Origin of the sequence: Vallitalea longa (assembly GCF_027923465.1) — a bacterium.
Taxonomy (GTDB): Bacteria; Bacillota; Clostridia; order Lachnospirales; family Vallitaleaceae; genus Vallitalea; species Vallitalea longa.
This window is the reverse complement of sequence record NZ_BRLB01000007.1, coordinates 76817-99749: the sequence shown is the minus strand read 5'-3', so window position 1 is coordinate 99749 and position 22933 is coordinate 76817. Positions and strand designations below refer to the sequence as shown.

General features: G+C 29.8%; 21 protein-coding genes. 15 read left to right on the top strand and 6 right to left on the bottom strand.

Features of this window, described 5'->3' with window-relative positions:
* Positions 1 to 11: 11 nt before the first annotated feature.
* From QMG30_RS12820 to QMG30_RS12795, 6 genes are all read left to right on the top strand, one after another.
* Positions 12 to 260 (top strand): acyl carrier protein, encoded by a 249-nt coding sequence (locus QMG30_RS12820; protein WP_281815950.1) that lies wholly within the window; start codon positions 12 to 14, stop codon positions 258 to 260.
* Between the two features lie 183 nt (positions 261 to 443).
* Positions 444 to 2171: an ABC transporter ATP-binding protein gene (locus QMG30_RS12815; protein ID WP_281815948.1), complete on the top strand. Its 1728-nt coding sequence runs from the start codon at positions 444 to 446 to the stop codon at positions 2169 to 2171.
* Positions 2172 to 2209: 38 nt separating this feature from the next.
* Positions 2210 to 3823 carry an ABC transporter ATP-binding protein gene (locus QMG30_RS12810; RefSeq protein ID WP_281815945.1) on the top strand — a complete coding sequence of 538 codons (1614 nt, stop codon included), beginning with the start codon at positions 2210 to 2212 and terminating at the stop codon, positions 3821 to 3823.
* A 37-nt stretch (positions 3824 to 3860) separates the two neighbouring features.
* Positions 3861 to 4664: a class-II aminoacyl-tRNA synthetase family protein gene (locus QMG30_RS12805; RefSeq protein ID WP_281815943.1), complete on the top strand. Its 804-nt coding sequence runs from the start codon at positions 3861 to 3863 to the stop codon at positions 4662 to 4664.
* A 30-nt stretch (positions 4665 to 4694) separates the two neighbouring features.
* The gene (locus QMG30_RS12800) at positions 4695 to 5687 is read left to right on the top strand and encodes a hypothetical protein (protein ID WP_281815942.1); all 993 of its coding nucleotides are present in this window, start codon (positions 4695 to 4697) and stop codon (positions 5685 to 5687) included.
* Positions 5688 to 5689: 2 nt separating this feature from the next.
* A complete protein-coding gene (locus QMG30_RS12795) occupies positions 5690 to 7246 on the top strand; it encodes a BtrH N-terminal domain-containing protein (protein ID WP_281815940.1) in 1557 nt (518 codons plus the stop codon).
* Positions 7247 to 7388: 142 nt separating this feature from the next.
* Here QMG30_RS12795 and QMG30_RS12790 read toward each other — a convergent pair whose 3' ends face one another.
* Positions 7389 to 8432, bottom strand: a complete 1044-nt coding sequence (locus tag QMG30_RS12790) for a hypothetical protein (RefSeq protein WP_281815939.1) — start codon at positions 8430 to 8432, stop codon at positions 7389 to 7391.
* Positions 8433 to 8691: 259 nt separating this feature from the next.
* On the opposite strand from QMG30_RS12790, the gene QMG30_RS12785 reads away from it, so the two are divergent.
* Positions 8692 to 9918 carry a BaiN/RdsA family NAD(P)/FAD-dependent oxidoreductase gene (locus QMG30_RS12785; protein WP_281815937.1) on the top strand — a complete coding sequence of 409 codons (1227 nt, stop codon included), beginning with the start codon at positions 8692 to 8694 and terminating at the stop codon, positions 9916 to 9918.
* Between the two features lie 40 nt (positions 9919 to 9958).
* Positions 9959 to 11542 carry an NAD(P)/FAD-dependent oxidoreductase gene (locus QMG30_RS12780; RefSeq protein WP_281815936.1) on the top strand — a complete coding sequence of 528 codons (1584 nt, stop codon included), beginning with the start codon at positions 9959 to 9961 and terminating at the stop codon, positions 11540 to 11542.
* A gap of 95 nt (positions 11543 to 11637) precedes the next feature.
* On the opposite strand, the gene QMG30_RS12775 is transcribed toward QMG30_RS12780, so the two are convergent.
* The gene (locus tag QMG30_RS12775; RefSeq protein WP_281815935.1) at positions 11638 to 13140 is read right to left on the bottom strand and encodes a carboxypeptidase M32; all 1503 of its coding nucleotides are present in this window, start codon (positions 13138 to 13140) and stop codon (positions 11638 to 11640) included.
* 196 nt (positions 13141 to 13336) lie between these two features.
* Here QMG30_RS12775 and proB point away from each other — a divergent pair, with 196 nt between their 5' ends.
* Entirely contained in the window at positions 13337 to 14134 is a 798-nt protein-coding gene (gene proB, locus QMG30_RS12770; RefSeq protein ID WP_281815934.1) for a glutamate 5-kinase, read from the top strand.
* A gap of 196 nt (positions 14135 to 14330) precedes the next feature.
* On the opposite strand, the gene QMG30_RS12765 is transcribed toward proB, so the two are convergent.
* Positions 14331 to 15308 carry a hypothetical protein gene (locus QMG30_RS12765; RefSeq protein WP_281815933.1) on the bottom strand — a complete coding sequence of 326 codons (978 nt, stop codon included), beginning with the start codon at positions 15306 to 15308 and terminating at the stop codon, positions 14331 to 14333.
* Between the two features lie 218 nt (positions 15309 to 15526).
* Here QMG30_RS12765 and QMG30_RS12760 point away from each other — a divergent pair, with 218 nt between their 5' ends.
* From QMG30_RS12760 to QMG30_RS12750, 3 genes are read left to right on the top strand one after another with little or no spacing between them, the layout of a single operon-like run.
* Complete coding sequence (locus QMG30_RS12760) at positions 15527 to 15739, top strand: DUF896 domain-containing protein (RefSeq protein ID WP_281815930.1); 213 nt, start codon at positions 15527 to 15529, stop codon at positions 15737 to 15739.
* Complete coding sequence (locus QMG30_RS12755; RefSeq protein ID WP_281815929.1) at positions 15732 to 16283, top strand: 5-formyltetrahydrofolate cyclo-ligase; 552 nt, start codon at positions 15732 to 15734, stop codon at positions 16281 to 16283. The genes QMG30_RS12760 and QMG30_RS12755 overlap by 8 nt, the downstream gene beginning before the upstream one ends.
* Before the next feature lie 51 nt (positions 16284 to 16334).
* Positions 16335 to 17582: a glutamate-5-semialdehyde dehydrogenase gene (locus QMG30_RS12750; protein ID WP_281815927.1), complete on the top strand. Its 1248-nt coding sequence runs from the start codon at positions 16335 to 16337 to the stop codon at positions 17580 to 17582.
* Between the two features lie 119 nt (positions 17583 to 17701).
* Here the strand turns inward: QMG30_RS12750 and QMG30_RS12745 are convergent, their stop codons facing one another.
* The gene (locus QMG30_RS12745; RefSeq protein ID WP_281815926.1) at positions 17702 to 18082 is read right to left on the bottom strand and encodes a DUF1292 domain-containing protein; all 381 of its coding nucleotides are present in this window, start codon (positions 18080 to 18082) and stop codon (positions 17702 to 17704) included.
* A gap of 438 nt (positions 18083 to 18520) precedes the next feature.
* On the opposite strand from QMG30_RS12745, the gene QMG30_RS12740 reads away from it, so the two are divergent.
* On the top strand, positions 18521 to 19138 hold the full coding sequence (locus QMG30_RS12740) for an NUDIX hydrolase (RefSeq protein WP_281815925.1): 618 nt from the start codon (positions 18521 to 18523) through the stop codon (positions 19136 to 19138).
* 34 nt (positions 19139 to 19172) lie between these two features.
* The gene (locus tag QMG30_RS12735; RefSeq protein ID WP_281815924.1) at positions 19173 to 19640 is read left to right on the top strand and encodes an NUDIX hydrolase; all 468 of its coding nucleotides are present in this window, start codon (positions 19173 to 19175) and stop codon (positions 19638 to 19640) included.
* A gap of 13 nt (positions 19641 to 19653) precedes the next feature.
* On the opposite strand, the gene QMG30_RS12730 is transcribed toward QMG30_RS12735, so the two are convergent.
* Both QMG30_RS12730 and QMG30_RS12725 read right to left on the bottom strand, forming a co-directional pair.
* Positions 19654 to 20610, bottom strand: coding sequence for a tocopherol cyclase family protein (locus QMG30_RS12730; RefSeq protein ID WP_281815922.1), 957 nt, complete (start codon positions 20608 to 20610; stop codon positions 19654 to 19656).
* Positions 20597 to 22126: an FAD-dependent oxidoreductase gene (locus tag QMG30_RS12725; protein WP_281815921.1), complete on the bottom strand. Its 1530-nt coding sequence runs from the start codon at positions 22124 to 22126 to the stop codon at positions 20597 to 20599. The genes QMG30_RS12730 and QMG30_RS12725 overlap by 14 nt, the downstream gene beginning before the upstream one ends.
* Positions 22127 to 22312: 186 nt before the next feature.
* Between QMG30_RS12725 and ruvA the strand changes: the two genes are divergently transcribed.
* Positions 22313 to 22924: a Holliday junction branch migration protein RuvA gene (ruvA, locus tag QMG30_RS12720; protein ID WP_281815920.1), complete on the top strand. Its 612-nt coding sequence runs from the start codon at positions 22313 to 22315 to the stop codon at positions 22922 to 22924.
* Positions 22925 to 22933: the final 9 nt, after the last annotated feature.

The window sequence follows — 22933 nt, the reverse complement described above, 5'->3', positions numbered from 1 at the left end:
GGAGAATGAATATGAATAGAGAAGAAATTAAAGTTAAACTATTAGAGTATATTAAAGAAAAGCTTGAGGCTGATGATATTACAGAAACCAGTAAACTCGAATTCTATGATGAATTCAGCTCCATTTTTGTAGTTGAGCTTATATTGTTCATAGAAGAGAACTTTGATGTTGAGGTATCTTATGAAGACTATAGTTTGGATAAATATTCAGATGTATCAAGCATTGTGGATCTGGTTATAAGAAATGAACGTAAGGATTGATGATACTTCACTATAAAATCTAACAAACAGCACAATATGTTGAATAATAATATTAGAAATTTAACATATTGTGCATATATAGATTTAGTTGGAATTATGAAGTCTCCAATAACAAAGCTGTATTCGCTTACGTCTACATGAAGGAATACAGCTTACTGATAAGCATAAGTTAGAGGGGTGTATATGAAAAAAAGAGTAAATCATAATATAGCGTTAATATATGGTAAAGGTTATAAAAGTATGCTCATAGTAGTGTTCTTCGGATCATTCATAGGTGCTTTGGCACAGCTTTTTTATACCTATGAGATAGGAGTTGTCATTGATTTATCCAATTATAACGAAATTATAAGAAACACTATTCTAATTGGTATTGCAGTTGTAGTTAGGGTTCTAGCAAGCTTCATAAATAAAAGAATCTCTTTTAGGGTACATAATAGATTCTTATATCAATTCAGGAAAAAAGTAACAGAAAAAATATGTTACTCCAATTATAAGGAACTTGAAGCAAGTGATGACAAGAAAATATTGTCTATCATATCTGCTGATGTTGCAGGGTTCAAGAAATGGTTGAATACTCTATTTGTTTTAGGTGAACTACCAGTAAAACTAGTATTATGTTTTGCATATGTGATTTATATGTTTTATGCAAGCAATAGCCTTATTGACTTAGCGGTTATTTTGGGGTTTATGGTTCTATCTCTAGTTTTAAATAATATTTTGTCTAAAAGAATATATTCCCTTACCATGAAGGAAAGAGAGAATGAGGGACAAGTCATCAATTATTTTATTAATTCATTGAACTTCAGAATGATGATAAAGGCCTACAATATGGAGAAAAAGTTTCTGCATGATAATAAAATCAAATTATCTAACTTAAAAAAGGCAGAGCGTAAATCCTATGTTTTTGACAGGATCATGAATTATTATGGGGCCATGAATGGTTATTTCGGTTTTTTATTTGTATTGGGTATTGGAGCTAAAAACATCATCAACGGAACATTGCAGTTAGGACAATTAGTTTCTTTACTTTTTTTAATGGATATAGTTGGACAAGGAATAACCATTATGCAATCTATACCTCCCAATTATCAGAATGCGAAAGCATCAGTTGATCGTGTAAATAGTCTACTGAATTTAAAGGATACTAAAGATATTAAAAAATCAGAAGAGAATATGTGCAATAATTATGTTGACTCTACCGTATATGAAATAAAGAATGTATCATTTAGTTATACGGATACTTATGTACTAAGAGATATCAGTTTTAAGATAAATAAGGGTGAAAAAATTGCTGTCGTCGGGAAAAGCGGATGCGGCAAGACTACTCTATTGAAATTATTATGCAATCTGTATGAACCACAAAAAGGTTCCATAGAGTTTATGGGACATGATATCAATAATATAGGCAAGAAGAACTATTATGAACAGATAGCTGTGATAACGCAGGAAAATTTTATTTTGGATGATACCATTGGTAATAATGTTCATATAGTTGATGAAAATAGAGAGTTAAAAGATGTTAAGAGAGCTATAGTTAAAGCACAATTAAATGATTATGTTGCTACTCTGGAAAATGGATTAGATACGGTTATTGGTAATGGTAGGCATACTTTATCTAACGGTCAAAATCAAAGGATCAATATTGCAAGGACTTTTTTGAAAGATAGTGAAGTTTATCTATGTGATGAACCAACATCGGCTTTGGACGAAGATAATACCAATAAAATTATGGATATCTTTTTTAATGACCTAAAGGATAAGACTCTAATTGTTATTAGCCATAGTGGCATTGATTTTGAGAGATTCGATAGAGTTCTGTTTATCAAGGATGCTGAAATAGCAGGTTATGCACCGCACATGGAACTAATGGAAAAGAATAAAGACTATAGTAGAATATTTACAGAGATGTGATTCAGGTTTCTAACATGGATATAAGAGAGGTAATGTATATGAAAGCTACTAAAAAAATGATAAGGATTATTAAACAACGTCCAATATTATGGATTATTGGTATATTAGGATATCCGGTGACGACTTTAGTTGCTCGCTTGATTTATGCCTATGGATATGAAAAGTATGTTGAGAAACTTGAAGATACGAGTATTACCTTAATGAATATTGTATTACTGCTGGTCCTTATTTTTGTAAGTTTAATAATAGCCAATCTCCTTGAATACATAACTGCATTTTTGATAAAACTATTTCGTTTATCTGCAAGAGCCAACATACAGCAGGAAATCTACAGCAAGATGCAGAATGGACCAATAACAGAGACGTCCAAGTACGATAACGGGGAAGCGTTAACAAGGTATAACACAGATTCAGAACTAGCAGCAGCTATGGTGACAGATGATGTCGTACTATCAATTTATCCTATTATCGTTGGTTTAGGGTATATTACATCAATCATGCTAGTGAATATCTATATTGGTATAATGGTCTTAATTATAGGTATACTGATTATTTTCTTCAATAAATATTTTATCAAGTATCATAAAAAACTTAATCGAATGCATCTGGATGCTGAGGCCAAGTTCATGAATCTATACCAAAATACAGTAAGAGGGAAAATGAGTATACGTCTAATTAATGCTGAGAAGAAAATCAGTTCAAAATTGCAGGATAAGGCTAAGGATCTCAAATCAGTTGAAGATAAGATGGGAAAATTGGAATCTTATAAAATCATTACGTTAGATTTATTTTCCTATACATGTTCAACTCTTATGATACCTATAGCATGTCTATTTAGTGCAAGGGGATACATGACTATTCCAGAAGTGATTCTGGTTACTCAACTATGTAGAGATATTGTAGTACATATATCAGGATTTGGTAGAGCTGTATCTAATTTAAAATCTCATGAAATTTCCTTGGACCGTGTTTTGGATATTATGGATATTGATGATGAGAACAACGGAATTTCACTTTCTTATGGCGAAGAGAATGAACCTTTGCTGAAGTATGAGAATGTAAGAGTGTTGTACGGTGATAAATGTGTATTGGATAATATCTCTCTAGAATTCTCTGAAGGGGAAATAGTAATGTTCTCGGGACAAAGTGGTTGTGGTAAATCAAGTCTTATCAAGGCATTACTAGGATTCGCAGAGTATAATGGCAAAATATTATATAAAGGTATTGATATAAGAAATTTTTCTATTCAGGAATTACGGAAAGAAGTTTCATATGTACCAGAAAAGGCTGATATGTTTGAAGGTACAGTACTTGATAACATACTATATGGAGATTTCGATGCAACGAGAGAGCAAATAATGGATGCCTTGTCAAAAGCGGCTATCCATAAAGAGTTGGATATGGACTATGAAGTTGGGTCAGAAGGGATTAATCTATCAGGTGGACAAAAGCAGAGAGTTGCAATTGCAAGAAGCCTAATGAAACAAGCATCTGTAATAATTTTGGATGAACCTACTGCAGCCTTGGATAGTGAATCCGAGAAAATTATTTTGGAGACACTAAAAGAATTAAAAAATCAAGGGAAATGTATTATAGCTATTACACATAGAGAATCCACATTGGCTATTGCCGATAGAGTAATATACATGTAAGCGTAGAGGTGTGTAGAGAGAAAGAGAGGATTTTTGAATGAATAACAATTATAGTATATTATACAATGAATATTTTTGTTTAGATGAGAATGATTGTTACTATGTTGAAGATTTGGATAATAGAATCTGTGAGTTTCTAAAAGTATTCAATGCCAAAAATATAATAATACCTACTTTCATTAGAAGAGATATTTTAAAAAAGAGTGGCTATTTTGGTAAAAATAAGCATCAATTGACGGCCGTAGCGGTTGCTCATCCAGATCATTATGAACAAATTGAAGCAGAGAGTGAGATTAAAGGTGAAACGGCTCAATTAAGTGGATTATATTTAACACCTGCAGCTTGTCTTCATGTTTACCCAATGTTCGAAAATAAAGTTATTACAGAACCTATGTGTCTTACTGCAAAAGGAAAAGTTTATAGATATGAAGGTGGGGATCATGATGGATTACAGCATGTATGGGAGTTCAATGTAAGAGAGTGTATATTTATTGGAACAGAGTCATACGTTAGAGAATCCTTAAAACAATTTGAAAATTGGTTGTATCAGTATGTGTTGACAATAGATAATGATGCAACTGTGCAACCAGCCTTCGATCATTTTTTTGGTTCTCCAAACCAATTAAAAGCATGGAAAAAATTCCAGTTGAAGAATCAAATGAAACGAGAATTGATTGTTCATGTTGATGATAAAGAAATTGCTCTTGCATCATTTAATTATCATGGTACACAATTCAGTAAGGCATATAATTTCGATGATAATAATGAGATAGTATCAGGGTGTGTAGGTGTCGGGCATGAAAGATGGTTAAAATTAATCAAGTGGATGAAGGAAAAGTAATTCCAGTATAGGTCTGAGGGGGGAGAGGACATGGAAATAAAACTACCTTTAGCAATACCACCTTTGACAGGTCGTATGCATATAGCTTTTCCATTAGCAATCATGTTGACTAAGGATACCAATAAGGTATGGTTCTATAATCACTATATTCAAATGATGTGTTCAAACACTTATGACAAATATGGGTTTCTGGATTATTCATTTTATGTGGGAAGTATTTGCAACGGGTGGTGGAACAATCCATTATTGGAAGTACAATATTTTAATACTGATATAGTTTTCAAGTCGAAAAAAGATATTTTGGATTTCATTATTAGCATGTTGAAGGATAATTATTACATACTGACTCAGGATCTTGATTATTTCAGAAAGAAGTTCCTTAAGAAACCGCGGACATCTTATCATTACATTTTCGGTTGTAATACAGATGAAAATGTACTGTATACGGTGGGGCATCAAAATGGATATCACGGAGGTAATAAATTATCTTTTAAAGATTTTGTAGATGATATGAAAACATATACCAACCAACAAATTGTTCTTTTGAAAGTAAAAGAATACCCGTTGGAAATAGATTTACCTTTTATAAGAAAACAAATCCATGATTATGTTTATTCACGAAATTCATCGGAGGATTTAAAAGTTTATCAGACCACCAATACAACCTTTAGTTATGGATTAAAAACTTATGATAATATATTCAGCTATTTTAATAAGTTACTTGATGGTAAGGTTAAAAATGATATTAGAATACCTCATATATTGTGGGAACATAAAAAGTGTATGTATTTAAGGTTAAGCTATATTGATACTAATGTATTTAGTATAGATAAAGAATTGTTGGAACATTTCAAAGAGCTATCCAGAATTACTTCTCTGGCTAAGAATTATATGGTTAGATCATTAATAGATGATGATCCGAAATATATAGAAAAGCCATTCAACCAGATTAGATCTTTGAAAGAAGAAGAACATAAACTTATGATGGATTTGCTAGATATATTGCCAGGGGAAGGAGATTGATTATGAATATTGTTATTGAGGAGAATCCCGCATACGACTGTTTGGATATGTTAATAGCAGCTATAGCTAAATATGATAATAAAGAATATAGGTTAATGTTTATTGATGCATGGCGTTTTCTATATAATGATATTGAATGGGATTATCTTGGAGATAAAATGGCGCAATTTTCTCTGAAATGGGCATATTTAAAGAAATATCATGGAATGAATGTAAATGTTATTAAAAAGAATACACATACAGAAAAAGTTGAATTCATAAAGGAACAAATTAAACTTGAAAAACCTGTAATCATGAAAATTGATGTATTTTATTGTCACTGGATAATTAGAAGTTACAAAGTAAGACACTCAGATCATTATTGTATCGTAGTTGGCATAGATGACGAGAATGTCTATATAATTGATTCATATGGTATAAATAAAAAAATAACTTTGCCTTATGAAGATTTTGTTGCTGGAAGTTCAATATTTTTAATATTTGATTATATTTCTAATGTTGAAAAAGTGAATTGGAAACATCTATTAATAAAAGAATTGAAATGCATAAAAAGATATGATATGATTAATTCTATTTTGGAATTCTCTAAAGATGTACAAAAGTATTTTGACGCAAATAAAGAAATTCAAAATACTGGGAATATGAACTCTTCTACTACATTACATAAAATTGGTCAAGTATTACGAAATAGGCGGCGTTTTGCCCTTTCACTAAGCTGTTTAATGGAAAGATATGATATAGATAACTTGAATTTTATCATAGATAAATTATTATATGTTGCAAATATATGGGGTATGGTATATGGAATGATGATGAAGACTAGTCATATTGATGATCCATCATATTACATAGGTAAGATCACTAATAAAATAGAAAAAATAGCTGGAGTGGAACAAGGAATTATAGATGATCTATATCTAATAATAGATGATAAACCTATACAGCCATTTAATCCATATAAAAAATATGAAAAATGCAACATCAGCAAATATTATTATTTGAATTTAACAAATGATTTTAATAATAACGCTATTGGATATAAAGAAAATCAGAAATGTTATCCCGATTTAACAGGGGATGATAGATTCATAGTTATAAATGATGAGATAAAAAAAGGATATTTAGAAATAGATAATATGAGATTCACATTGCCTGATTATATAAATGGAACATGTGATAATATTGAATGCTATTCTCAAGTATTGGATATAGCCCAAACAGATGGAAACAGTTATGATAATATTTTTATATTAGGATGTTGTGATATTGGGAGTCATTCAGATGACATTATAATTAATTACAAGGATGGTACTAAGGAGATTAAAGAACTAAGATTATCCTCTTGGCTCAGTGAAGCACGTAGATTTAATGATATATTGGCATGGATAAGTCAAGGTGCTGTAATAAGAGGGGATATGATTAAGTGTTATGATTTTGATATTCATTTATATGCTAATTTCATTGATGTTAATCCTAATAAAATCATTGATACTATTGAATTACCTTATTGTCCAAACATACATCTCTTCGCAATTACACTAGCAAAAAAGAGTAATTAAAATGTACAAATATGACATTTAATAAATAAGCCTCTATAATATTAATTAGGTAAATAGAATATTATAGAGGTTAATATTAACTTACAAATAAAGTAGATAACTTAACTTTTCCACCTTTAATTTAATGCAAACTAATAAAGGGCTATTTTCGCAATTTTTTCTCTATCAACTCTATTTTTGCAATAAGGACAGGTATGATCTTTTGTTCCTTTATTTGAATATCTTTTAATAATGATATTATTGTCGTTAGGTTTTCCTTGCGTTTTGTCAATTTGTATTTTAAGAGAATAGTACGTATTGAATAACACATTTTTTGAACATCTAGATATTGGATATAAATTTCTTCTAATCCAATAGCAGCTTTTTTATACTTATCTAATAGAAACTGAATCCTTAGCACCATACACTTTTTATGTTCCCACAATATATGAAATGGTCTAATATCGATTACCACTAAATTATTGTACAATAATCTGAGATAAGTAATTAATTGATTATATATGTCCATTCCATAAACCAAGTTGATATTAGGGTTTCTAATTGCAGTATATCTATAGTTGGAGTTTTTACCATAAAGGTATTCGATTAATAGATTTTTAATAGATTTCAAGTCTAACTCGTATAAAAAACCATCTTTAGCTTTCATATGTAAGAATTTGATATCATGTTCTTTAGATGCTTGTTCAAATTCGGAATAACTTATTTTGCTACTACAAAAAATGCCTCTGAAATCAAAACCTAATATATCATACTCCTTCTTAATATTATCGAAACCGAAAATCAAATTTTCATGTGGGTAATGTTCCTTTTGGTATGAATAACGTTTAGGTACATAGAATTCATCTAGATGGCAGACAATATAGTTATTTTGAATTAATGAATTAGTAATGATTTGGTCTTTATTTAAATTGCAATCAATAAATGTTTGACTAGATATGGAATTCCTATTTAACCATGGTATACCAGGATATACAGAATCAACCCATGGCATTCCCGTGATAGCTGTACATATGGTAAAAAAATCAAAAAAATTAGTTTCGAGTTGAGTATTGCATACCAGTTGTATATAGTTGCAAAAAAACCAAGGCATACATTTAGCATGATTGAAAATTATTGATAATGGGAAGGCATGTACTACATAGCCAATAATTGGAGGCCTAGTAATTGGTAATTTTTTTCTATTCATATATTATAGTCTCCTTAATCAAATAAGTTGGAAATATCTCATTGAAACATTGTAATATTTGGATTGAATAAATACAAATATGGTTAATGGCGCTTATATTTGTATAATTATATCAGCTATATTTGTTGGTGTCAATTAATAAGGCACATTTCTGTATTTTATAATTTTATAGATAAAGCCACAAATAATTAACGAATATCCTTGCATTCATATGCCAAATAACTTAAAATAGGTTTATCATGTGATGTGAGGTTTTTTTATGGCTAAAAATAAAATAATTATAATAGGTGGCGGAGCTTCTGGCTTAGTAGCTGCAATAGTAGCTGCAAGAAATGGAGCAAAAGTGACTATACTAGAAAGAAAAGAAAGAATAGGTAAGAAAATTCTAGCTACTGGAAATGGAAGATGTAATTTAACGAATTTAAAGTGTGTTTCTGACGCTTTTCATGGTGGTAGTGAAGAATTTATTAATAACATTTTAAAACAATTCAATACAGAAGATACATTAGCTTTTTTTAGTGAATTAGGAATATATCCTATAGAGCTTGAAAATGGTAAGATTTATCCGAATTCATTACAAGCTGGATCAATAGTAGATGTATTACGAATGGAAATTGATAGATTAAAGATTAAATTAGAATGTAATGAAGAAGTAATGGAGATAGAGCAAAAGAACAATTTCGTTGTTCATACTAAAAATGACAACAAATATTATGGTAATAGAATAATCATATCAACAGGTGGAAAATCTTCTCCAGATTTAGGTTCTAATGGAAGTGGATTCACATTAGCAAAATCACTTGGACATAAGATCGTTAAACCAATACCTTCTTTAGTTCAAATGAAGTCAAATGCTGGTTTCCTAAAACAATTAAAAGGTGTTAAAGTTAATGGATTAGCTAAGATTATAGAGGATAATAAAATACTTCGTGAAGAATATGGAGAAATTCTTTTCACTGATTATGGTATATCTGGTCCACCTATACTTCAGTTAAGTCGGATAGCTTCTACTTTAATTCACGATAATATAAATGTGACAGTAGATATTGATTTTTTTAGAGATATGACGAATGAACAGTTAGATAAAATGTTAATGGATAGATTGACTTCTATGTCTAATAGAACTATACAAGATAATTTTATCGGATTAATAAATAAAAGATTAATCAATGTTATTATAAAAGTATCTGGTATACAATTAAATAAGAAATCAGGTGACATTACTAGAGAAGAAAGAGCTAGACTAGTTAATAGTCTAAAAAAATTCACTTTAAATATAACAGGAACAAACCAATGGAATCAGTCTCAAGTCACAGCTGGAGGGATATCTACCAGTGAAATAGATAACCATACTCTTGAATCCAAGTTAGTAGAGAATATATTTCTTGCAGGAGAGATAATTGACGTCGATGGAGATTGTGGAGGTTACAATTTACAATGGGCTTGGAGTACTGGGTTTATAGCAGGAATGAATGCTAGTAAATAGCAAATAAAATAATAATACGACTTATTGAAAGGATATATATATGTTACGTCTACAACAAATAAAATTACCACTAGATCATAAAGAGATTGATATCTACAATAAAATAAAAAAAGAATTAAGGATAGTTGATGAAACCAAGTTCTCATATAAGATAGTTAAAAAATCAATTGATGCCAGAAAAAAGAATGATATTAGAATAGTATACACTGTTGACATTAAAATAAAGAACGAAGGTAGAATACTCAAAAATAAAAAAATTCGTTCAGTAAGTCTCGTTAGCAGTAAAAAATACAAATTTCCCAATAAAAATACTGATTTGAATAATAGACCTATTATCATTGGTTCTGGACCTGCAGGATTATTTTGTGGACTTATATTAGCCGAGAATGGTTACTTACCTATTATCCTAGAGAGAGGTAAGGATATGGACAGCCGTATTAAGGATGTAGAACAATTTGTGCTAACTGCAAAATTATCTACGGAGTCCAATATACAATTTGGTGAAGGGGGAGCTGGTACATTTTCTGATGGAAAACTAAATACTCTTGTGAAAGATAAATTCCTAAGAAATAAAAAAGTACTGGAAGAATTCGTTGAATGTGGAGCACCAGAAGAGATTTTATATTATAATAAACCCCATATCGGTACAGATTATCTTAGAAAAGTTGTCAAGAACATTAGAAATAAGATAATTGAATTAGGTGGGGATGTGCGATTCAATAGCAAGGTCACTTCATTAATGGTAGATAATGATTCAATAGCAGGAGTTATCATAAATGATGATGAAAAAATATTATCAGACAAAATTATTCTTGCTATAGGACATAGTGCAAGAGATACTTTTTCTATGCTAAAAGATAATAAAATTCTTATAGAAAAGAAACCTTTCGCAATAGGGGTTAGAATCGAACATCCACAGGAATTGATTAATAAAGCACAATACGGTAATAGTTATGAAAACAAAAATCTTCCTGTTGCAGATTATAAATTAACCCATCATTGTAAAAATGGAAGAGGAGTATATTCATTTTGTATGTGCCCAGGGGGTTATGTGGTTAATGCTAGTTCAGAAGAAAATAGAGTCGTAACAAATGGTATGAGCAATTATTTACGAGATGCAGAAAATGCTAACAGTGCACTTCTTGTCAATGTAACTCCTATGGACTTTCCTGAAGATGATGTACTGGCTGGTGTAGCTTTCCAAAGAAAGTGGGAAGAGTTAGCGTTCATGGCAGCAGGAAGTAATTATAATATACCTGTACAGAAATCAATAGATTTCATAAATAATAGAATTTCTACAGAAGTTGGTAAAGTAAAACCTTCTTTACAAGATAATGCCAGTTTAGCCGATCTCAATGAGTGTTTGCCTTATTATGTATGTGATGCCATTAAAGAAGGAATAGCTGCTTTTGATAATAAAATAAAAGGTTTCGGATTAGATGATGCGATTCTATCAGGAGTTGAAACAAGATCTTCATCTCCTATCAGGATAATAAGAAACAAAGATTTTGAGAGTAATATAAAAGGATTATATCCATGTGGTGAGGGAGCAGGTTATGCAGGTGGCATTATGTCTGCTGCAATGGACGGAATAAAAGTAGCAGAGGCTGTAACCTCCAAGTAGATATAATGTTAATCTTGATAAAAATATCTTACCTTTATAAAAAGCCAATCCAGTATCAATTACTAGATTGGCTTTTGTACCATAGGTATTAATGATTATAGTTCATATATCTTGCTATATTTTTCTTCTAAATAATCAGTATAATATTTTGCATTGAGGGACTCACCTGTTGCTTTTTCAATTATCTGAGATGGTGTAAGTAACCTTCCGTATTTATGAACATTATCTCTTAACCAATTCCTTATGTTTGCTAGATTACCATTTTTTAGGTCATCATCAAAATCTATTGATTTTTTCATGGTATGTGTTAATTGTGAAGCATAAGCATTACCTAATGCATATGAAGGGAAATATCCAAAAAGTCCTTCAGACCAATGTACATCCTGTAATATACCTTCAGCATCATTTGGAGGTACAATTCCCATATATTCTTCATACTTCTTATTCCATAGTTCTGGTAAGTCTTTGACTAGAACCTTATTTTCGAATAATAATTTTTCTATTTCGTATCTTATCATGATATGTAGAGAATAAGTCAATTCATCGGAATCGGTTCTAATTAATGATTCTTCTGTTTTATTAGCTGCCAAATACATATCTTCACATGATACATCTTTCAAATTATCAGGAAATGTTTCTTTTACTATAGGATATAAGAATTCAATAAATGGTTTTGACCTTCCGATAACATTCTCAAAGAAACGTGATTGGGATTCATGTATTCCCATGGAAGTTCCAGTACCTAGAGTCGAGAAATTCAATTCTTCTCCTATGTTTTGTTCATAAATGGCGTGTCCGCCTTCATGTATTGTACTGAACAATGCTGGTAGCAAATTGTTTTCAAAATAATGTGTAGTGATTCTTACATCGTTTCTATCGAAGTTAGTAGTAAAAGGGTGTTCACTTTCTGCCATGATACCAGAATCCATATTGAACCCTAATTGCTCTAAGATACTTTTATTAAGTTCTTTTTGTTTTCCTATAGGATAATTCTTTTTGATGAAGCTATCATCAATTTCAACTTTTGATTCTTTTATCTTGGAAACTAGAGGGACAATACTATTTTTCAATTGACTAAAAAATTCATCTAAAATATCTGTAGTCAAACCTTTTTCATAATCATCTAATAAAGTATTATATGGGTGTTTCTTATATCCTCTATATTCAATAAACTTTTTATTGAATTCAATAACTTTCTCAAGATGTGGAGCAAAAGTTGAAAAATCGTTATTTAGCTTTGCATCTTCCCATGCAGCACTTGCTTTTGCTTGAACTTCTGTATAGTCAATTACAAGTTGTTGTGGTAATTTAGCTGTTCTATCATATTCATCACGGAATTCTTCTGCTTTTCTCATAGTTACATAATCAAGTTCGCTTTTATGATTTTCTAGATAAGTTAATAGTTCATTGAACTCATCGTTCACGATAGTTTTATATGCTTCTCCTGCTAGTATGGATAAAGTTTTTGCTCTGCCTTCTACGCTATTTTTTGGTGCACCTGTTGAAGCATCCCAATGTATAAGTGCTCCTGCATGATTAATTGCATGTAATTTATAGTCGATATCATTAAGTTGTTTGATTGCCTTATTAATGTCCATAAGATATCACCTCTCTTTTATATTTGGAACCTTATTTTTCCATAAATACATTATAACAATAAAATAATGATAATGGAACTTATTTTCCTTGATTATTTTACCTATGTCATGTAAAATAGAAGAAGTTTATTATTGTAATACAATAAAGTTATGATAAATTACATAAATTACTGCAGAATATAAGGTGGAATTATTAATGAATATACGCGAGAAGTTAAGAGACAAAAAGAAAATAATAGTTAAAGTTGGTTCTTCTTCATTGACATATGAGGAAACAGGTGAAATAAATTATTTTCGATTAGAGAGACTTATTAGAGAAATAACGGATCTGAAAAATATGGGTAAAGATGTTATTCTAGTAACATCAGGTGCTATTGCTGTTGGAACCAAAACCATGAATTTACCTAATAGACCCAATTGTTTAGAAGAAAAACAAGCTGTTGCAGCTGTAGGACAAGCAAATTTGATGATGATATATCAAAAGATATTTAGTGAATATAATCAACATGTAGCCCAGATACTAATTACTAAAAATTTGATTGACCAGCCAGTAAGAAGACAAAATGCACAGAATACTCTTAATACGTTATTGAAAATGGGAGCAATACCGATTGTTAATGAAAATGATACGGTTGCAACTGAAGAAATAGTGTATGGTGATAATGATACATTATCTGCAATAGTTGGTAAATTAGTTAGTGCTGATTTATTGATTTTATTATCCGATATAAATGGTCTATATGATTCGGATCCTAGAAAAAATGATGATGCTAAACTTATTCCTCATGTTACGGAGATTACAGACAACATTCAACATATGGCTGGTGGTGCTGGTACGGTTAATGGCACAGGCGGTATGGCAACTAAGATTAGTGCAGCCAAAATAGCTACTAGCAATGGGATAGATATGGTTATTGCGAATGCCAGTGTTGATAATGTTATTGAAAAAATAATTTACGGAGAAGAGATCGGTACTTTATTCATAGCAAAATAGTACTTTGAATTTTATCATTAAATTAAAAATACTAAAGGATTATAATTACTAAATACATTGATAGGTAGAGTTATTTATATTTCCTATTAAAGCTTTTCGTTTAAGAAATGAAAAGAGAAGTAATATAATCCTTTAATTTTAAATTCTTTTAATTTCAAGTTTTATAATATAAATATTATTTACTACTAATTAATTTCTAGCTGGTTTTATCTATCAAACTATTAATTGATTTAACTGCAATCTTGTTAGATATTTCTATTACAGGTATATTTTTTTCTTGTACTTGACTCATTAAGTTATCTATTATTGAACTCAATATCTTAGCATCTTTTTCACTAACTTTTTTAGCATTTTCAGATTCTTTTTTCCATTCACTTTCTAATTTTGTATAAAAACCATTAATGTCATCAAATTTCTTTAATTGAGCTAGATATTTAATTTTATATAGATAATATTTTAATTTTATAAGTCCAGCTTTTTTATCTTTTTCTTCTAGAGTCAGAACATAACTACAATATTTATAAAGGTCAGCTGCTTTATTTTGTATAGCTAAATCATTATCAGTTGTTACTAGTTCAGGATATTCTTTTAACAACTCTTCTTGCGGTAAAATGATTTCTTCTGGTTTTTCTTCTTCTTCAGATTTATTTTCTTCTCCTGCTGTACTGGATGAACCACTACCAGATGATTCACCACTACTTTCACCATCACCACTACTAGAACCACTTGATTTAGAAGTATCTTGCCCCTGTGATTCTTCTTCTCCACCTTGAGAGCCCTGTTGGGAAGACATTTGTGTGATAAGTTTGATTTGACTCTTTTCAACATCAATAGCAACTTTCTGAATCTTTTGTTTATTAGCTTCATCAGTTATGTTTTTACTTAGATCATTAATTAAGGCTTTGAAATCTACTGCATTTTCATCATTATCGGTAATATAATATATTCCAACTTCATTGGCTTTTTCATGGAAATTAATTAGTTCTTCATAACATTTTATATAATCTTTTTGTTCTAGAAGGTCAATAATTTCATCAGTAATATTTACTAATTGGTATTTTAATGATTTATTTACAAGAGTAGAATTTGTTTCGTTTTCTTTTTGTTCACTATTTGAACAACCAGTAATGACCATTATTAATAATATAAATGGTATAATAATTTTTCTATTCATCTTATTCACTCCAAGTTTATATAATATTGTTGGACTATAGTTATTATTTGATATTAGCTGTGAAAAAATACAATTATAATATAAAAAAAAATAAAATAAGGGGCATCATAATAATATTTTATAAGAAAAGCTTGATTAGTTACGTATTTGAGATTAGAATAGACATAATAAATATATAACTGCAATGAATGATTAGTAGTAAATGACAGGAGGAAAATATGGAAAAGAAAAAAATAGACCGTATTAATGAGTTATATAAAAAAAACAAAATCGAAGGGCTTACTGATGAAGAAAAAATCGAACAATCACTCCTTAGAGAAGAATATCTAGAATCTGTAAGAAAAAATTTTAAAAGCACAATGAATACCATTAAATTAAAAGATGAAAAAGGCAATATAACTCCGTTAAAGCCTAAACATAAAAATGACTAAAAAAGAAATAAGGGAATGCTATCTAGATAGACGTAAAAAAATGTCTAAGGATGATGTGATTAATAGAAGTATGGTTATATATAATAAAATAATAACCAGTGAGTTATATAAAGAATGTAATGAATTGTTTATATACGTAAGTAATTTTAATGAAGTTGATACTATTAAGATTATTGAAAAAGCATGGGAAGATAATAAAACAGTAGCTGTCCCTAAGGTAGAAAAAAAGGGAATCATTAAATTCTATTATATTAATTCTACAAAAGATTTAAGAAAAGGTAAATTCAATATATTGGAACCTAGTACTTTAATAGAAGCAGTACCATCAAATAAAACTCTTTTTATAATGCCTGGAGTGGTATTCGATAAAACTAAAAATAGAATTGGTTTTGGCGGCGGTTATTATGATAGATATTTGTTTAAATATAGAGAAGTTTTTATAAATATTGCTATATGTTATGACTACCAGTTACTGGATATGATTCCATCTGATGTTTATGATGTTAAACCAGATTATATTTTTACAGAGTTACAAGTTATTTAATAGATTCCTTTACTATTTAACAGTAAAATAAATTAACAGAGGTGAATTGACATGAATGAATTAAACATAAAAGGTCAAAAAGCAAAAAAATCTAGTTTTACACTGGCACAATTATCTTCAAATGATAAAAACAAAGGGTTGAAAGCAGTTGCTGATGCCATATTATTAAACGAAAAGGATATAATTGAAGCTAATAAAATTGATGTGTCAAATGCAGAAAAAAATGGTGTGAAAGGTTCTTTGGTTGATAGATTGACTCTTGATTCTAATCGTATAAAATCTATGGCTGAAGGTATTATGAAGATTATTCAACTAGATGATCCTATTGGTGAAGTAATGTGGATGAAAAAAAGACCTAACGGTCTTGAAATAGGGAAAAAGATTGTACCACTTGGTGTTATAGGAATTATATATGAAGCAAGACCTAACGTTACCGTAGATGCTTTCGCATTATGTTTTAAAACTGGTAATGCTGTAATTCTTAGAGGAGGTAAAGAAGCTATAAATTCTAACCTCAAAATCATAGAAATCATTAAAAATGCTTTAATTAGTGTTAACATGCCTAGTGATGCTGTGTCACTCATTGAAGATACTAGTAGAGAATCAGCAACAAAAATGATGAAACTTAATGAATATCTGGATGTATTGATTCCAAGAGGAGGAGCTGGACTTATTCAAGCTGTTGTAAATAATTCGACAGTTCCTGTAATTGAAACTGGAGTAGGTAATTGCCATTTATATGTAGACGAATATGCTGATTTGGAGATGGCAGTGAATATTTTGGTTAATGCTAAGACTCAGAGACCTGGAGTATGTAATGCATGTGAAAGTATTGTAGTCCATACGGACATAGCAGCGAAATTTTTACCTACAGCATGTAAAAAACTTAGAGAACATAATGTGGCTATTGTAGGAGATCCTATAGCGAAATCAATTGTACAAGACATTGAACCTGCTTCTGAAGAAGATTATGGAAAAGAATACTTAGACTATAAGATATCAATTAAAGTTGTTAACAATATAGATGAAGCGATTGAACATATTAATAAATATAATACTAAACATTCTGAATCAATTATTACTGAAAATTATTCTAATGCAAGAAGATTTTTGAATGAGATTGATGCAGCAGCTGTTTATGTTAATGCTTCTACTAGGTTCACAGATGGTTTTGAATTCGGTTTTGGAGCTGAGATTGGTATCAGCACCCAAAAACTTCATGCTAGAGGTCCTATGGGGTTAAAAGAATTGACAACATCAAAATATGTGATTTATGGAAATGGACAAATAAGAGAATAATATATCTGTTATATAAATAATATAAAAATAAAATTTATATAGACAAAGATTATTATAATAAGTAATTTATTTAAAGCTAAAGTTGTCATATATTTGACAACTTTAGCTTTATGTGAAATTTATTGGTCATCATCTATAGAATCGTCTTCTTCTTCTTCAATAAGCTGCATAAATGTTTTGGATACTATATCAAATTCATCATCATCTTCAATATTATCAAGTTCGATATCATCATCACTGGATGCTATATATTTATAAAGAAGAACGTCATCCTCATCCTCTGGAAGTAAAGCAATATACTCATTATTGTTTGCTTCGAATACCCCCAAAACTAAGCATTCAAGAGTTTCGTCATTGTCAAGAGTCAATGTTATAGTCTCATGATCATGTTCATGCTCGTGATTGCAACAATTTTCCTCATGGTCATGACAATGGCAATCCTCATGCTTTGAATTGTGTTCATTATTGCAATTACAGTTGTTATTATTTTCTTTACTCATTATAATTCTCCTGTCCATATAATTATAATTAATTATATTTAATATTTTAACTTTTTATGAACTTAATATAATTGATATATGAATAAGTTCAATATTAGTTTGTTAAGTAAGATTAATATTATTGAAAATCTACCTAATCATTATATTATATATATTAGCATATTGAAAGGGAAAAATTAATAGATATCTATGTTTTTCACTCTAATACCATATCTGGATATGATTAATAATCATTATAATAATATTATTATTTGTATTTTCCCCATTTTTCCCAAATAATATCCTAATATATATATCATATAATTGATTTACGCTATATACAAAAAAGACAAATATATATATAATAAAAAATATATTGCGATAAAAATCTAAATAAAATGATGAATTCTATCATGAATTTATACATATATAATTTTTAGTTAGGATAGGAGGAGCAAAATGAATAACAAGTGGTTACAATGGGCTAAACAATTACAATCGATAGCTCAGTCAGGATTAGCATTTTCCAAAAATGAATTTGATATTGAAAGATTTGAAAAAATAAGGAACATCAGTATAGAAATAATGAGTGAATATACAGAGTTAAGTAATGACAAGATTAGAACATTATTTGCTAACGAATCAGGATACCAAACTCCTAAAATAGACGTTAGAGCTGCTATATTCAAGAATGGCAAGATACTGTTAGTTAATGAAAAGAAAGATAAAAGATGGTCAATGCCAGGAGGATATGCTGATATAGATTTAAGTATATCCGAAAATGCGAAAAAGGAATCTATGGAAGAAGCTGGAGCTAATGTAGATCCAAAACGTATTATAGCTGTTCTTGATAGAAATAAATATATCAAAGATGATTATCCATATGCCATATATAAGATATTTGTTGAATGTGATTATATAGATGGTAGGTATACTGACAATTTAGAGACATCAAATGCAAAGTTTTTTGAATATGAAAATCTACCTGAACTGTCTGTAGGTAGAAATACTAAAGATCAGATTAAAATGTGCTTTGAAGCAAGAGAAACAGATATACTTGAACCAATATTTGATTAGGTTACTATAAGAATATGAACTATGGAGGTATACAATGAGTGATTACATACATGAATTAAGAAAAGAGGTTGGTAATAGACCTATAATACTCAGTACATCAGGTGCTGTCTTAATTGATAATAATAATAGGTTCCTGATGCAACATAGGACTGATAATGATACTTGGGGACTACCTGGTGGTGTTATAGAATTAGGAGAAACAGTAGAAGAAGCTGCAAGAAGAGAAGTATTCGAAGAAACTGGATTGACAGCTTATGATCTTAAGCTATTTAATATTTATTCCGGTGAAGATCAACATTACACTTATCCCAATGGAGATGAGGTATATTATATTTGCATAACTTATTATACTAGAACATACGAAGGCAAAATAAAAATAGATGGAATAGAAAGTAAAGACATTAGATTTTTTGATGTTAACAATTTGCCTAAAAATATAAGTAAGCCTGTTAAATGTATTGTAAATGACATAGTTAATAAGATTACTAATGAATCAGTCTAAAAAGTGTGGAATATTAATTATATTCCACACATCCATTACAAGAAATATCTTCTAAAACAATATTATTACTATGAATTAATTTTACTTTGATTTTTGCAGACATACTTTCGATGATTTTCCTATTCATATCTCCATTTTTAGGTGCTGTGAGTATATTGTTATTACTACAAAAGGTATTTATCTGCAATGTGTAATTACCTTGAGTAATCTCTACATGTAGCTTATTTCTCGAACACAGCAATTTCTTTATTCTAGCATTTAGATAGGTTGCGAATCTATATTCTTTACCATTAACATATACTACACATATTAATCCTGTAAAAGTCCGTTTGACAAAAGGTATAGATGCTATGGAACACATTAAACTTGTATTGCTGTTTGCAAATGTATTTGAATGTATCCACACCCACTGTTTTGGAAAAGATGTACCGAAATCTTTTTCTAGATATCCGGTACCATTATTAAAATTGATAACCTTGCCGTTAACATTCAGATAACCTTTCAGAGAATGAGATAAACTAATCAAGCTGTGAAAGCATTCCATAAACGGAATATATCGATAATATCCCATAATTGTAGGTAACTTTACATTTCTTTTTATATCTGTAAATTCGCCAAGAATAATTTTACCTTTAATATTATAATGGATATGTTCAATATTAACTATTATTCGGGATTGTGAAAAAATACAGTTACCAATATTAATAACAAAGGGTTTATCAGAGTATGAAAATGATTTTATCGGATATGGAATGTATATTGGGAAATTATTCGAATTGTCAATGAACTGAATGAATGCATGACGTTTATAATGGTTATTACTAGTTGAAAACCCTGGGATAAATGAACAAGAATAATTATTGTCAGCATCTACACATTTGTAATACCAACCTTCAAAATAATGCCTTTTATTTATATTACCTTGTACACAAATGGGATTATAAAGTTTATACAGTTTATTCTTCTTCATAATCATCAACATCCAATTCAATTCTTTTTAGATTTTCATTAGCCGGACCATCTATAAATGTTCCATCATAATTAAAACGTGAACCATGACATGGGCAATCCCATGTTTTTTCAGCATCATTAAATTGTAATTTGCATTTCATATGTGGACAAGTAGTGTCTACTAAATATAATTTATTATTCTCATCACGATAAGCACCAATGGTTCTATTGTTAACTTTAATAACTATACCTTCAGTTGGTTTTATCCTGTCAATTTCTTCAGAAGTTACTTTATATCTACTAGTTATGAATTCACTGCCAGAATTTACTGAGTCAGTAAACATATTTTTAATACTGTCCATTGTAAAAGTACGTGAAGGATTAAAAATATCTTGCCAAGGGTTAGTACCTTCTACTATTAAATCCTTTATGATCATAGCTGCTACTGTACCATTGGTCATCCCCCATTTACCATATCCTGTTGCTACATAAATATTATTATAATCTTCATTCAATAAACCAATATAAGGAATTTTGTCTATGGTGATATAATCTTGGGCAGACCATTTACATTGCATAGTTACATCACAGTATAATTCATTAGCATAATCCATGAGGATCTTATAATTATTATTTTCATCTTCATTTTCACTCTGACCGGTTTTATGAGTTTGACCACCTATTAGTAATAATCTATCATTGGCATCTTCTGTATATCTAAAAGAACGAGTATTTCTATCACAGCTTATATACATTCCTTTTTTTAACTTGGATTTGCCATCAATACCTATAACATATGAAGTATAAGGTGACATTCTAGCAAAATATAAATGACCTTTTGAGAAAAAAGGATAGTGAGTGGCTATAATTATGTTATTAGCAGTAATCGTATTAGAATCAGTAGTTACAATACTCTTTTTGGGGTCAATATCTATAGCTTGTGTATTTTCATATATCTTACCCCCGTTTTTCACAAAAAGACGTGCTAATTCTAAGATGTATTTTCTTGGATGAAATTGAGCCTGTTCCAAAAAACGTATTCCTCCGTCAATACCAAAAGGAAGGTCAGTAGAGTCAACAAATTCCGCAGGCAAACCTAGGCTTAGTGCCGCCACTAGTTCTTTGTTGATTAAAATATTGTTATATTCATCTGTAGTATAGACGTAAGATGGTTCTATATTAAGATCACAGTCAATATTATATTTACCTACCAAATCAATAATGAACCTTATTGCTTGTTGATTAGCATCAGCATATTGTTTCGCTAATTTTTCACCAAAATTGTCTATAAGATATGAGTAAATTAGATTATGTTGGGAAGTTATTTTACCAGTTGTATGTCCAGTAGTTCCTAGACATATTTTTTCTTTTTCTATTATAATCGTTTTGAGACCTTGTTGTTGCAAAAGAAAAGCAGTAGTAATTCCTGTAATACCGCCTCCAATGACAACACAGTCTACAGAAACATCTTCTACTAGTTCATCATAATTCGTAGTAGGTGTTGATTTAATCCAATATGAGTCATATTCATACAAGTGTAATCCCTCCTAGAATGTATTAAAATATATTATAGTTATTACCAAATTGAATATCAGTTAGTCAAAGTTCATTAAGTAAAAAATATTTAATTGAATGTTTTAGTAAAACTTGTAATGAATGGCAAAATCAAGTATAATAGGAACAAACGTTCCTAACACAATATTGTAAAAGTAGGTGGTAAATTGATTTCGTACATAAAAGGAACTCTAGAATATATTGGTGATGATTTTATAATTATTGAGGCTCAAAATATAGGCTATGAGATAAAAATATCTATATCAGCAATGCAGAATTTACCTAGTATTGGTGAAAGTGTTAAAATGCATACTTATTTATACGTTCGTGAAGATGCTATGTTATTATATGGATTTCTGACAAGAGATGATCTAGAAGTATTCAAGAAGTTAATAACAGTTAATGGTATAGGACCGAAAGGGGCTCTGGGTGTATTATCTACTATTACTCCTGATGAATTGAGATTTGCTGTTATTGCTGATGATGTAAAAACTATATCTAAAGCACCTGGTATAGGCAAGAAAACAGCTCAAAAATTAATATTGGAGCTAAAGGATAAATTGAAACTGAAAGATTACATGGATAATGTAAGTTCAGAAGTTGATAATAGTCAAGTCACATTATCATCTACTGTTAAAAATGATGCAATTGCGGCATTAGTTGCTCTTGGATATACAAGTACTGAAGCAGTGAAAGCTGTAAGAACAGTTAATATAACAGAGACAACAACTGTAGAAGAAATTATTAAAGGTGCATTAGGAAAATTAGCAAACTTTTAATGGCCGTCA

What these genes read in the sequence shown, in the direction of transcription:
- QMG30_RS12785 (WP_281815937.1), top strand. Translation starts at nt 8,692, where the DNA reads ATGGCTAAAAATAAAATAATTATAATAGGTGGCGGAGCTTCTGGCTTA.
- QMG30_RS12760 (WP_281815930.1), top strand. Translation starts at nt 15,527, where the DNA reads ATGGAAAAGAAAAAAATAGACCGTATTAATGAGTTATATAAAAAAAAC.
- QMG30_RS12795 (WP_281815940.1), top strand. Translation starts at nt 5,690, where the DNA reads ATGAATATTGTTATTGAGGAGAATCCCGCATACGACTGTTTGGATATG.
- QMG30_RS12735 (WP_281815924.1), top strand. Translation starts at nt 19,173, where the DNA reads ATGAGTGATTACATACATGAATTAAGAAAAGAGGTTGGTAATAGACCT.
- QMG30_RS12755 (WP_281815929.1), top strand. Translation starts at nt 15,732, where the DNA reads ATGACTAAAAAAGAAATAAGGGAATGCTATCTAGATAGACGTAAAAAA.
- QMG30_RS12780 (WP_281815936.1), top strand. Translation starts at nt 9,959, where the DNA reads ATGTTACGTCTACAACAAATAAAATTACCACTAGATCATAAAGAGATT.
- QMG30_RS12730 (WP_281815922.1), bottom strand. Translation starts at nt 20,610, where the DNA reads ATGAAGAAGAATAAACTGTATAAACTTTATAATCCCATTTGTGTACAA.
- proB (WP_281815934.1), top strand. Translation starts at nt 13,337, where the DNA reads ATGAATATACGCGAGAAGTTAAGAGACAAAAAGAAAATAATAGTTAAA.
- QMG30_RS12800 (WP_281815942.1), top strand. Translation starts at nt 4,695, where the DNA reads ATGGAAATAAAACTACCTTTAGCAATACCACCTTTGACAGGTCGTATG.
- QMG30_RS12775 (WP_281815935.1), bottom strand. Translation starts at nt 13,140, where the DNA reads ATGGACATTAATAAGGCAATCAAACAACTTAATGATATCGACTATAAA.
- QMG30_RS12820 (WP_281815950.1), top strand. Translation starts at nt 12, where the DNA reads ATGAATAGAGAAGAAATTAAAGTTAAACTATTAGAGTATATTAAAGAA.
- QMG30_RS12765 (WP_281815933.1), bottom strand. Translation starts at nt 15,308, where the DNA reads ATGAATAGAAAAATTATTATACCATTTATATTATTAATAATGGTCATT.
- QMG30_RS12815 (WP_281815948.1), top strand. Translation starts at nt 444, where the DNA reads ATGAAAAAAAGAGTAAATCATAATATAGCGTTAATATATGGTAAAGGT.
- QMG30_RS12810 (WP_281815945.1), top strand. Translation starts at nt 2,210, where the DNA reads ATGAAAGCTACTAAAAAAATGATAAGGATTATTAAACAACGTCCAATA.
- QMG30_RS12740 (WP_281815925.1), top strand. Translation starts at nt 18,521, where the DNA reads ATGAATAACAAGTGGTTACAATGGGCTAAACAATTACAATCGATAGCT.
- QMG30_RS12750 (WP_281815927.1), top strand. Translation starts at nt 16,335, where the DNA reads ATGAATGAATTAAACATAAAAGGTCAAAAAGCAAAAAAATCTAGTTTT.
- QMG30_RS12805 (WP_281815943.1), top strand. Translation starts at nt 3,861, where the DNA reads ATGAATAACAATTATAGTATATTATACAATGAATATTTTTGTTTAGAT.
- QMG30_RS12790 (WP_281815939.1), bottom strand. Translation starts at nt 8,432, where the DNA reads ATGAATAGAAAAAAATTACCAATTACTAGGCCTCCAATTATTGGCTAT.
- QMG30_RS12745 (WP_281815926.1), bottom strand. Translation starts at nt 18,082, where the DNA reads ATGAGTAAAGAAAATAATAACAACTGTAATTGCAATAATGAACACAAT.